The sequence below is a fragment of the Microcoleus sp. A6-C6 genome, assembly GCF_036705955.1.
Classification (GTDB): domain Bacteria; phylum Cyanobacteriota; class Cyanobacteriia; order Cyanobacteriales; family Microcoleaceae; genus Microcoleus.
The window spans coordinates 154,604-166,162 of sequence record NZ_JAUBVR010000003.1; the positions used below are offsets into that span (position 1 = coordinate 154,604).

Here is an 11,559-nt window from a genome sequence, read left to right on the forward strand (position 1 = left end):
ATTAAAGCAAAATGGGAGGGAGTTTGGAAAAAAAAGTTCTATCGCCCGAATGGATGAGACGGATGGGTGATGGTTGTGAGACTTTTTTGAGTATACGCTAATTGTGTGCGCCTGAGTAAAACTCATGTGTTCCGGTTAACTAACCCGATTTCTTTGTTGAAACCGGGTTTTTTTTGATTATTCTTGGGAAAGACGCTGCACGGATTCGCCTCCAAAAAGCCGATCGGCTGCTTGGAGAATACCGGGAATTTTGGCTGCGTGGGGGCTGTGGGCGAGACAGCGGCGCAAGTCTAATTCATCGATGCGATCGGCTTTTTTGCCAGGAAACCAGTGGCTGGCGTTACCTAAAAGGTTGTAGCGCATCTTGCAATAGTCGATCGCATCGTAAGCATTCACCAAATTCCACAGCCACAAAATCACTCGAATGTTAACCTCTCCGGGAGTATTTTCGATAGTTGGTAAACCGACATCCCAAGTCTTAAACCAATCTTCTCCTAATTTATCAATCGCTGCCTTTTCCAACCTTGCTAATATCGGCGGCAACAATTCATCGGCTTTATCTAACAATTTTACAGCTTTCAGATGCTCGTTAAAATCTTCAGGTTTTGCAGCACCCAAACTCAAAGTATGTACATGAGGTTGCGACAAACAAAACAAATCATTAAACACCATCGGACTCAGGGGATAGCACAAATCCACCAATTTTTGCGATGGGTTGTAAAGTTGACCGCCTTTGTCAGAAGGGCTGATAATAAAAACGCCCATGTCGTGACGTTTTGCCGCTTCAATTGCGGGCAAATTAATTTGATTGATGTAGTACCAGTGCAAGTTAAGATAATCGAATTGATTGGTTTCAATTGTTTTGACAATCACATCCGTAGGGCCGTGAGTTGAAAAACCAATAAACCGAACTTTGCCTTCTGCTTGCAATTGTTTAGCAACATCCATGCAGCCGCCGGGACGCATAGAGTCCTCTAGCAATTCCCACGTATTAATGCCGTGTAGGGAAAATAAATCGACGTATTCTAGTTGCAAATAAGCTAAAGATTTATTAAATTCTTCGCGAAACTCCTGGGAGTTGGCTTGGGGATTTACTTTAGTTTGAACTATCAATTCTTCGCGGGGAAAATGCGGCAAAATCCAGCCCAACTGCATCTCGGAAGTGCCGTAACCGCGAGCAGTTTCTATGTGATTGATGCCAGATTGGATAGAATAGCGAATCGTCGCTTCTAGATTTTGTTGATTGTCTGATGGAATCTCATTTGCTGGCACGTCTTGCCATTTGTGCTGATATCTCATGCCGCCGCAGGAAAAGACGGGCATGGATAATTCTGTGCGGCCGAATCTGCGATATTGCATTATCAAAAAGAAGGAAGAAGGAAGAAGGAAGAAGGAAGAAGGAAGAAGGAAGAAGGAAGAAGGCTATAAAGGCTTCGCTCAGGGTGAAAAGAAGGAAGAAGGAAGTTCGGCAACGGATTCTGTAACGGATGTAACGGATTTCAAGAAGAAGGAAGAGGGAAGAAGGAAGAGGGAATAACTTTAACGTCGGAACTTACGCACCAAGCTTAATAAACTGGGTTTCATGGACGACAATATTTCGTTGCAGTCCGTAGATTCGGGCAAAAACTCGGTTTCTGACTATTGGTGCGTAAGTCCTATTAACTCTAGGTACGCGCAGCGCCCTGTCTAACTATTTCCTATTTAGAAATCTCCCGCACTACGGGTTTCCCGTCTTTGATTTCGCCGACTAAAACCAAATCTGTACAGTTAACAAACAAGCCATTTTCTAACACGCCGGGAATATTATTCAAAGTTTTTTCTAATTCCGCAGGATTGTCAAGGTTATCAAATTGAACATCGATTACCATGTTACCTTGGTCGGTAATTACTGGGCCAGCTTTTCTGATTCCCATGCGGAGTTCTGGCTTGCCTCCCAATTTTTCGATGGCGCGAGTAACGGGGGTGATTGCCATCGGGATAACTTCGATGGGTACGCGAAAAGTCGAACCCAATTTATCTACCATTTTGGAACTGTCAACCACTACAATAAACTGAGTTGCGAGGTAATCGACAACTTTTTCGCGGGTGTGTGCCGCGCCGCCACCTTTAATTAAGTTGAGGTGGGGATCGACTTCATCAGCGCCGTCTATAGCTACGTCAATTCTGTCAATTTCGTCGAGGGTTGTCAGCGGTACTCCGTATTGTTTGGCTAATACTTCTGATTGAAAGGATGTCGGGACTCCTTTGATATCTTTGAGTTCGCCTGATTTTATGCGATCGCCCAACGCTTGAATAGTATAAGCTGTAGTTGACCCCGTGCCGAGTCCGACAATCATACCTGATTTTACGCGATCGGCTGCTGCAAAGCCGACTTGCTGTTTCATCAATTTTACGGGATCTTGTTCTGTGGTCATGTTCGGTATTCCTCAATAGCTTTAAGATTATATCATTTATTATGGATTTATTTAACCGCAGAGAACGCAGAGAACGCAGAGAGGAAGAAGCAGAAGAGACGGCACTCGCAAATTGTTTCAAGTGGGAAATTCTCTCTTTATTCTCTGCGCCCTCTGCGCCCTCTGTGGTTAAACAAAAAAAATCTAGTTCACAAATCGGCGGATAATTGCCATAATGAAAATCGGTTTTCTGGATACCTACACTTGGGATTATAATATTGAAACTCCTTATCGCGAACCTTTGGGCGGCACTCAGTCGGCTATTTGTTATTTGGCTGAGGCGTTGGCTGCGCTGGGAAATGAGGTATTTTTACTTAACAATACTTCCGAGTCTGGGATGTGGCGCGGTGTTGATTGCAGACAACGGGTAGGGGATAAAGCTAATTTAGAATTACTGCGATCGCTGGATTTTTTAGTTATAGTCAATATAGTCGGCAAAGCGCTGGAAATTAAGCCGCTTTTAGGCAAATATACTAAGTTGATTTTGTGGATTCATAATGAACCGGGCTTTGTCTTTCTTGAAAATTTTAATAATTATCAAGAAATTAATGCTTGCGATGCGTTTGTTTTTGTCAGCGACTGGCAGCGCGAGCAATTTCACGCTCGTTTTGGGCTTGACTCGAATCGCAGTTATGTTTTAAGAAATGCGATCGCACCTTGTTTTACTAACATTTTTTCAGATAATATTTTAATCCTATCTCAAAAATCTATACCGCCAATTATAGCTTATACTAGCACTCCCTTTCGCGGACTGGATATCTTATTAAAAGTCTTTCCCGAAATTCGCCAAGCTGTCCCCGGCACCAGATTGAAAGTATTTTCGAGTATGAAAGTACACCAAATAGATGACAATGATAACGAGCTTTTTTTCGGTAAACTTTACCAAGAGTTTCAGGCAACAGAAGGCGTCGAGTACGTCGGTTCCGTACCGCAACCCGAACTCGTCCGGCAACTGCGTTCAGTCGCGGTTTTAGCTTACCCGAATACCTATTTGGAAACGTCATCGATTGCCGTGATGGAGGCGATGGCTAGTGGTTGCCGGATTGTGACGAGTGATTTGGCGGCTTTGCCGGAAACAACGGCTGGATTTGCGCGTCTAGTTTCCATATCAGGGGTAGAAAATTTAGCATCTGTGACTAATTGGAAGCGTGCCGGCCAACCGGATTGGGAGGGATATACCAGGCGGTTTGTTGAGGCGATAGTCGAAGTTTTAAAAGAGTGTACTGGTGCAGGCGGCGCAACTGCTGAAACTGAGCTGAGACAGCAGGTAGAATATATAAATAGAGGGTGTATTTGGTCTGGACGAGCCAGAGAGTGGGTAGAATGGTTGAATAGTATTAGTGTAAAACCTGTAAGAGTGGCAGAGCAAATGATAACAGAGTTTTTGGTGGATTTAGAATCAGCTCAAGCATATTTTGTCAAGGGAAATCGCCTGAAAGATACAGGAGATATCGGTGGCGCAATCGAGAATTATCAGAAGGCTTTAGAGTGCAATCCCAAAGATGCGGAAGTTCATAAGAAGTTGGCGGAAGTTTATGTTTTGCAAGGAGAATTTGACCGGGCGATCGCCCAATGTAACCTCGCCATCAAATTTCAACCGAATTTTGCGGCCGCTTATTTGACAATGGGCAATACTCTGCACGCTCAAAACCATCTGGAAATGGCGATTCAAGCTTACTTGCAAGCTTTAGAAATTCAGCCAGAATTTGCCGAAGCTAGTGCGAATCTCGGCAGTATGTATTACAAGTTAGGGCAATTGGCAGAGGCGGCAATTGCTTACCAAAAAGCTGTTGCTATTAATCCCCGTTTGTGCTCTGTTCATTTGATGCTAAGCGGCGTTTTACAGCAGCAAGGAAAGTTAGATGCAGCAATTTCTTGCTGTCAAAAAGTGCTACAACTGCAACCGCGAGATGCCAGCGCTGCGGAGAAATTATCAAGTTTAATCGCCCAAAAACAGCGGGAAACTACCGACAGCAAATTTCTCGAATTAGAAACGGAATCTGACGAGCAAAAACCAGTATCTGTCAACAAAGATGAAGGCTATGGATTGCAGCCTTCGAGTATCAATTTGCCGCCAGCGCCCACTCCTGAAAATTTAAATACTCCGTTTACCAACCCTGCTGAAATTTCCGAACAAGTTACTTCGCTGAATGTTCCAGATAGCACACAAGTTGCTAATTTTCAAGCAGTAGAACAGTACAAAAAACTGGCAGAAAACTTTTTAGTTAAAGGTAAAATTCAAGAGGCAATCGCTGCGTGCCACCAAGCGATCAAAATTCGACCTGATTATATCCATGCTTACGTAACTTTAGGCAATGCTTTGCAAGCGGGAGGCAAAATTGAAGCTGCGATTAGATCCTATTCTCAAGCCCTAGAATTGCAGCCAAATTTTGCGGAAGTGCGCGCCAATATCGGCAGTATGTATTTCAAAATGGGGCGTTTGGAAGAGGCGATCGCACATTACCAACAAGCCATCGCCCTGAGTCCCGATTTAGCGGGTGCTCACTGGAATTTAGGCAAAGTATATCACAAACATGGCAACGTCGAAGCTGCGATCGCCTGTTTTCAGAGAACATCCGAACTCAACCCGCAACTGGTGGGCGCAGACTTCCACTTTAACCTCGGAAATCGGCTTTTTGGTCAAGGCAAGCGCGACGAAGCGATCGAAAGCTACGAAAAGGCGATCGCCATTAAACCAGATTGGGCAGAAGCCTATGCTAACATCGGCAGCGCGCGATCGCAACAAGGCAATCTCGATGCCGCCATCACTTCCTACCAGAAAGCCGTAGCCCTCAAGCCGGAATTAGAAGTGCTGCACTTCAATTTAGCCAATTCTTTCATGCAGCAATACAAGTACGAAGAAGCGATTACTAATTACCAAAATACTCTGAAAATTAAGCCCGATTGGCCGGAAGTTCACGCGAACCTCGGCAGTTGTTTTTCCATGCAGGGGCGGCTGGAAGAAGCTTTAGCCAGCTATCAGCAAGCTTTGACACTAAAACCGGATTGGGCAGAGGTTTACTGCCGGATGGGACACATTCAGAAGCAGGATAAGCCGTTGGATGCGATCGCATATTTTGAAAAGGCGATCGAATGCAACCCCAAATACAGCGAAGCCCACCAACAACTGTGCGACTTACTAAGCCACTCCACCAACCTCGCCAGAGCCCGCAGCGTAGCCGACAAATACTGCGAATTTTGCGGCGACAATGCCCCAGTCATGTCAGCCACAGCCTACGTTTTTTCCTACCTCCAATCAGGAGTTAGCAAACAGGCAATTCAAAAACTAGAAGAAATCGAAAAACTCTGCTACGAAAAAGTCGAAACCTTTAGTGTTATCGAACTCAAACTGCTTTACGAAATCTTCCTGTTTGCAGTTTCCCACCTACGAGATCACCGTGAAAAAAATGCCAGTTTCTACCGACTAATTGCGAAAGAATACTACCAAAAAGCCGTCCCGCAGCGGCAGCAACCCAACAGAATCAAATCCGCAAATTACCTGACAAAACAACAACCATTAAAAATCGGATTCCTTTCCAAACACTTCCGCCGCCACTCAGTAGGTTGGTGCAGCGAAGCCTTAATTCGCGAATTAAGCCGCATCACCCCCCACGTTCACCTTTATGTAACAGGTAAACTCAACCGAGATGAAGTTACGCAACGGTTTGAAGATATGGCCGGCAAGTTTTACTGGCCGAAAAAATATCCCAACGGCTTTGCTGACGGTGGCGAAATCCTCGCCGAAGTAGTGCAAGACGATTTGGATGTTTTGATAGATTTAGACTCGATGACAGTGCCGACAAATGTCGAAGTGCTGCACCAATATCCGGCGGGGATTTGCGTTTCTTGGTTGGGATTCGACGCGCCCTATATTTCGGATAATCACTACTTTCTTTGCGACGAACACACTCACCCCCCAGGTGTTGATAAAAATTACTTAGAACAGTTAGTGAGATTGCCTAATTGTTCGGTAGCAATTGGCGAATTGCAAAGCATTCCTGTGAATCGAGAGGCGATTAGAAATGCTCTGGGAATTGGCTTGGAGCAAATGGCTTATCTCTGTGTTGCGCCAGGGAGAAAAACTAATCCTGAAATGGTGCAAGCTCAAGTTAGAATACTTAAGGAAGTACCAGATAGTATGTTGATTCGCAAGGGCCAAGGCGATCCAGATATTATTCACAGCACTTATCGGGAAGAATGCGATATTCAGGGAGTAGATTTTGCTCGGATTAAGTTTATCGGCCAAACCAGAAGTGAAGAAGAACATCGCGCTATTTATTATGTAGCTGACGTGCTGTTAGATTCCTATCCTTATAATGGTGGGACTCACAATTTAGAGGCTTTATGGGCGAATTTGCCAGTAGTAACTAGATCCGGCGACCAATATCTTTCACGGATGGGTTATGCTTTTCTCAAAAGTGCAAATCTTGATGTGGGTGCGGCTTGGAGTTGGGAGGAATACACGCAGTGGGGAGTTAAGTTTGGCCGCGATGCTGGTTTGAGAAATGCGGTGAAACAGCATTTGATTAAGTCTAAACTGCCAGAAAATCTTGCGCCTTTGTGGAATCCTAAACAGTTAGCCCAGGATATGTATGAGGTGTTTCAAAAACTGTTAGCTAAATAGGTGGGGAATTGGGAATTGGGCATAGGGCATAGGGCATAGGGCATAGGGCATTGCTGCTATAGCAATCCCTCATCAGTTGCCAACTCCTTTCTTTCTTCTCTTCCTCTGTGCCCTCTGCGCCCTCTGCGGTTCAAAAAAAAGAGATATCAGGTAGAGAAAAGCGATTTCTGGATATTTTTACCCACCAGTAAAGTTTTGTAACAATATTCGTGAAAATGCGTAAAAACTCCGCGCCGAGTCTGATAAATAAATGCTGATTCATAGTACCGCGATCGCACTGACCTTATGCCGGTTAGGGCGATCGCTTTTTTTACCAAGCTGTCAACCGTCAACTGTCAACCGTCAACTGTCAACCGTCAACTGACTACTCGATCGCGCCCGCCCGACTTAGCCCGATACAGCGCCTTATCAGCAGCTTCAATCAGCATCTTCGGCGAATTTTGACCTTCAGAAATCGTCGCCACCCCCATGCTGAGAGTCACACAATCGGTGACAACGGACTTGAGGTGGGGAATTGCTAAAGCTTTGACGCGCTGGCGGATTCCCTCAGCAAAAGCCTGTGCAGCCGCGATATCCGTATTTGGCAAAATTACCCCAAATTCCTCGCCACCGTACCTAGCAGCCAAATAAAGGCGTTCTGCGGGTGCGTTCGTGCAACAATCCCCGATCGCCCTCGCCACTTGTTGCAAACAAGCATCCCCAGCCTGGTGGCCGTAGTTGTCGTTATAAAGTTTAAAACAGTCAATATCGCACATGATCAAAGATAGCGGTTCCGAACTGCTCGATAGTTCCCATTCGCGGTTAATCACCTCGTCAAACCGGCGGCGGTTAGCTAGCTGAGTCAGACTGTCCAAATTCGCCAACCCGTCCAACCGCTGGTTAGCAACAGCTAACTGCTGGTAAAGTAAAGATTGTTCGATCGCGATCGCCACTTGAGTAGCCAACTGACTCAGCAAATCCATGTCAAACTGCTGCCACTCGCGGGGTCCCGAACAGTGGTGGGCAATCATTAAACCCCACAGTTTCGGCACTTGACAAGAAGGATTACCGTCACGGTGTTCCATTCCCTGCTGCACAATAGGCACCACCAAATTCGCCTTCACCTGACACTGGGCCAAAAAATTGACGTGACACTTGGTCAAATTAGAACCCTGAATATCCTCTATGGCGCGAATGCGGCCGTTTAAATACTGTCCGATGTAAGTATTAGCAAAACAGCAATCGTCAATTCCCATCCCCTTCAGTGGCATCCATCCTTCTCCAACCGACTCCACCACCACATCTCCGTTCCAATCTGGGCGGAACCGGAAAAGAATCACCCGATCCGTTGCCAAAAACTCCCGCACTTCCGCTACTGTAGTGTTGAGAATCTCTTGGAGATCGAGAGAAGAACGGATGCGCGATTGAATCTGCGCGATCAAGCGTTCCCGTTCTATTTGTTGCCGCAGCGCGACTTGGGCTTGCTTACTGTGAGTAATGTCCCGACCTTCCGGCAGCAACAATACTATTTTGCCAGTTTCGTCCGCCACCGGTTTGAGAGAAAAATCGATAGTTGCCGTGCGGTTTGCACCTTGAACTTCCACTTCATAGCGGACAAATTCACCTTTTGCCGATCGAGAAATCGCCTCTTGCAACTGTTCCCGAACTTCCTGAGAAACTCCCCACCAAGGCCCCTGCCAAAACGGACGATTTGCCACATCTCGCAGCTTAATTCCAGCAAAATCCAGAGAAGTTTGGTTAGCTTCCAGTAAAGTGCCGTCTGGTTTCAACAAGCTGACAAATTGAAACGAAGAATCAAAAATTGCCCGAAAGCGCCGTTGAGAATCTCCCAACATTGCCGTCACCTTTTCACGAGAAGTAATATCGCGGAAGCGCCACACCCTGCCAATAATATTTTGTCCGACTCGAATCGGCTGCGTGTAGCGCTCAAAAGTCCGTCCGTCTTTAAAATCGAGAATATCGCAGCCATTAGACTCCGCATCGCTATAAATTTCTTTAACTCTCTGCAAAAAATCCCTCGGATCTTTAACTTGCTTAGTAAGAAATGTCAGCCGCACCGTTCTATCCAGCGAGTTTCTAACTTCTTCATGAATCCCCCACATTTGAACTAATTTTTCGTTAAAACTAATTAATTCTCCGCTGGTAGTAACGGCAAGAATGCCGTCTGCTGTTGCTTCCATAGTAGCGTGCAACAAAGAGCGCGAACGCTCTAATTCTGCTGCGATTAATTTGCGTTCCGTGAGGTTTCGCACTGCTTTAACCTGCACCAAACGACCTTCGTAAACTACGAATTTGCTGCGCACATCAGCAGGAAAAGCAGTTCCGTCCCGCCTGAGAAAAATCGCTTCACAGACGGTATTGCTGGCTGCGGAAATCATTTGCGGTGCCACTTTGTAAGATTTCGGCGATAGCAGTTCCAGCAAGCTCATTCCCACCATTTCCGCAGGTTCGTAAGCAAACAGCTTAGCAAAATTGCTGCTGACGCTCAAAATTGTGTCGCGGTCAGCGACGGCAACTGCTTCAAAATAAGCTTCACATTCGAGCAATTGTGCTGCTGTGTTGCCGCCACTCCCCCCGGCATAGCTGTTGTTGATTAGCTGTTGCATTTGCATATTTGCCGAGTACAGAGCGGCCATTGCCTGCCGATACATAGCAGTGCGTTTCTCGACTTTTTCAGTGAGGCGAGCGCGATTTTCTCGCAGTTCTCTTTCGACTGTAATTAAATCCGTAATATCTACTGCAAATACGATCACGCCAGCCACTTGCCCTGAGTCGTCACGGTAAGGTATTGTATCTGTCCGCACCCAGCATTTTTGACCGGAGGAAGTTGGCAGCAGTTCGACTTTTCCCAGTTTAGGAACGCCGGAATTGATTACTTCCAAATCTTCTAAATAATATTGCTCTGCTTCGTCTGGATAGATTTCATAAAAAGATTTTCCTTCTAGTTGATTTGCTGGAAAACCTCTCGATGCAGCGGCGGCTTTGTTAATTCGCAGCAGGCGGCTTTCCGTATCTTTGTACCAAATCATCGCCGGCACGGAATCAAAAATAATTTGCTGTTCTTGCTGCTGCTGACGCATTTCTGCTTCTGCTTGTTTTCTTTTAATTATTTCTTTTTGCAGTTTTTCGTTAGCTTTTTTGAGTTCGGAAGTGCCTATTTCTACTGTTTTTTCTAATTGATCGTAGTATTTTTTCAGCAAGTCTTGATGCTGTTCGCGTCGGATTTCTTCTAGTTTCAATCTTTCGCTAGCCTCCCAACTTTCCGATACAAAGTCTGCTAAAATTTGGCTGAATTCCTGTTCTTCTTCCGTCCACTCGCTGCCAGAATTTTCCCGTTCTACTCTGACAATTCCCGCCATTTTGCCTGCTAGCATAATAGGTAAGTGCAACAGGGAAGGAGAGCCTTGATCGGCAAAATAAAGACTGGCAAATTCTCGCGTTATCGGGTCATTTTCTGCTGCCACGGTTGCGATCGCACTTGCGGATTTTAAAGCTTCAAAATATGCCTGACAGTCGGCTGCTGTGACGATTATTTGTACGGAATGGAGTTGAGTATTTTGTTCGTAAAGGTCGATGCAGTGAAGCTGCGTTTTGTCTTCGCCGTACAGCCAAATGCTGGCTCGATCGCAGTTGACGATACTGACAGCCGTTTCTGTGACTTCGCGGATAAATTCTTCTAGATTGTTGCGTTCTTTAAGTTGACTTTTGGCTAATTTTGCGATCGCCAAAGCTGAACGGTGCCAATTGTCCTGAGAGTTTGGTGGCGCTGCGGAGGGCGAAGCGGCTTTAATTTCTTCGCAAACTAACAGTACAACCGGCCGTTGGAAATTGGCAACTGAGCGACCATCGGTATTTTCCTCTATTTTCCATTCTACCCCAGGCATGGCGCGCGCGGTTGCTTTTACCCAGATAATCTTGCCGTCTTTGCAAGTCAAGCCGCCTTCCCAACAGGCCACTTTTGGAGTTGACGTGCCGTTTTTCGGGTGAACCAATCTCGCAAATTCTGACTGCATCTTCTCTTGATCTTGGCAGTAAAAGATGTTAAAAAATGAATGACAAATTAATTCCTGCGACCTGTAGGCGAGGCGATACTGGCCGAATTGATTGAGCGAAAAAACTCTTCCCAAAGCATCTAGAACGAAATAAATGCCCGGAAAATTGTCGTAGAGAGTTTGATACCAATCCTGTTCGACTTGTTTGTTGGACAAAACTTTCGTGACTGCGAGAGCGTCGCCCGTGCCTGTCAAGTGAGAATTGTTGGTTTCTGGGTTGCTTGAATTACTTTTTTTAGCAAACACTTTTAGGTTAACTCGACTGTAATTAATTTTACTTTCTGGAATTTAACTTTCTTTTGAAACTAAATTCAACCTTTTATTTCAAAAAATTACAACTTGTAACAAAATTACAACTTGTCCAGCGCGTTGGTTTTCGCTTCCCAATGCAACCCCCGTATTTGTTTGTAATTGGTAAATTGTCTGTCGG

The 11,559-nt window shown here is 45.5% G+C and carries 5 protein-coding genes; 2 read left to right on the forward strand and 3 right to left on the reverse strand.

Features of this window, described 5'->3' with window-relative positions; all coding sequences use genetic code 11:
* Positions 1 to 177 precede the first annotated feature (177 nt).
* The gene (locus QUB52_RS03050; protein WP_332974263.1) at positions 178 to 1,359 is read right to left on the reverse strand and encodes an aldo/keto reductase; all 1,182 of its coding nucleotides are present in this window, start codon (positions 1,357 to 1,359) and stop codon (positions 178 to 180) included.
* On the opposite strand from QUB52_RS03050, the gene QUB52_RS03055 reads away from it, so the two are divergent.
* Positions 1,322 to 1,537: a hypothetical protein gene (locus QUB52_RS03055; protein ID WP_332974265.1), complete on the forward strand. Its 216-nt coding sequence runs from the start codon at positions 1,322 to 1,324 to the stop codon at positions 1,535 to 1,537. The genes QUB52_RS03050 and QUB52_RS03055 overlap by 38 nt on opposite strands.
* Positions 1,538 to 1,697: 160 nt before the next feature.
* Here the strand turns inward: QUB52_RS03055 and rpiA are convergent, their stop codons facing one another.
* Positions 1,698 to 2,414, reverse strand: coding sequence for a ribose-5-phosphate isomerase RpiA (gene rpiA / locus QUB52_RS03060; protein ID WP_332974267.1), 717 nt, complete (start codon positions 2,412 to 2,414; stop codon positions 1,698 to 1,700).
* Positions 2,415 to 2,628: 214 nt separating this feature from the next.
* Between rpiA and QUB52_RS03065 the strand changes: the two genes are divergently transcribed.
* Positions 2,629 to 7,077 carry a tetratricopeptide repeat protein gene (locus tag QUB52_RS03065; RefSeq protein WP_332974269.1) on the forward strand — a complete coding sequence of 1,483 codons (4,449 nt, stop codon included), beginning with the start codon at positions 2,629 to 2,631 and terminating at the stop codon, positions 7,075 to 7,077.
* A gap of 356 nt (positions 7,078 to 7,433) precedes the next feature.
* Here QUB52_RS03065 and QUB52_RS03070 read toward each other — a convergent pair whose 3' ends face one another.
* A complete protein-coding gene (locus tag QUB52_RS03070; protein WP_332974271.1) occupies positions 7,434 to 11,375 on the reverse strand; it encodes a diguanylate cyclase domain-containing protein in 3,942 nt (1,313 codons plus the stop codon).
* Positions 11,376 to 11,559: the final 184 nt, after the last annotated feature.

Excerpts from the sequence above, each read along its gene's own strand:
- QUB52_RS03055 (WP_332974265.1), top strand. The coding sequence starts at position 1,322 with ATGGATAATTCTGTGCGGCCGAATCTGCGATATTGCATTATCAAAAAG.
- QUB52_RS03050 (WP_332974263.1), bottom strand. The coding sequence starts at position 1,359 with ATGCAATATCGCAGATTCGGCCGCACAGAATTATCCATGCCCGTCTTT.
- rpiA (WP_332974267.1), bottom strand. The coding sequence starts at position 2,414 with ATGACCACAGAACAAGATCCCGTAAAATTGATGAAACAGCAAGTCGGC.
- QUB52_RS03065 (WP_332974269.1), top strand. The coding sequence starts at position 2,629 with ATGAAAATCGGTTTTCTGGATACCTACACTTGGGATTATAATATTGAA.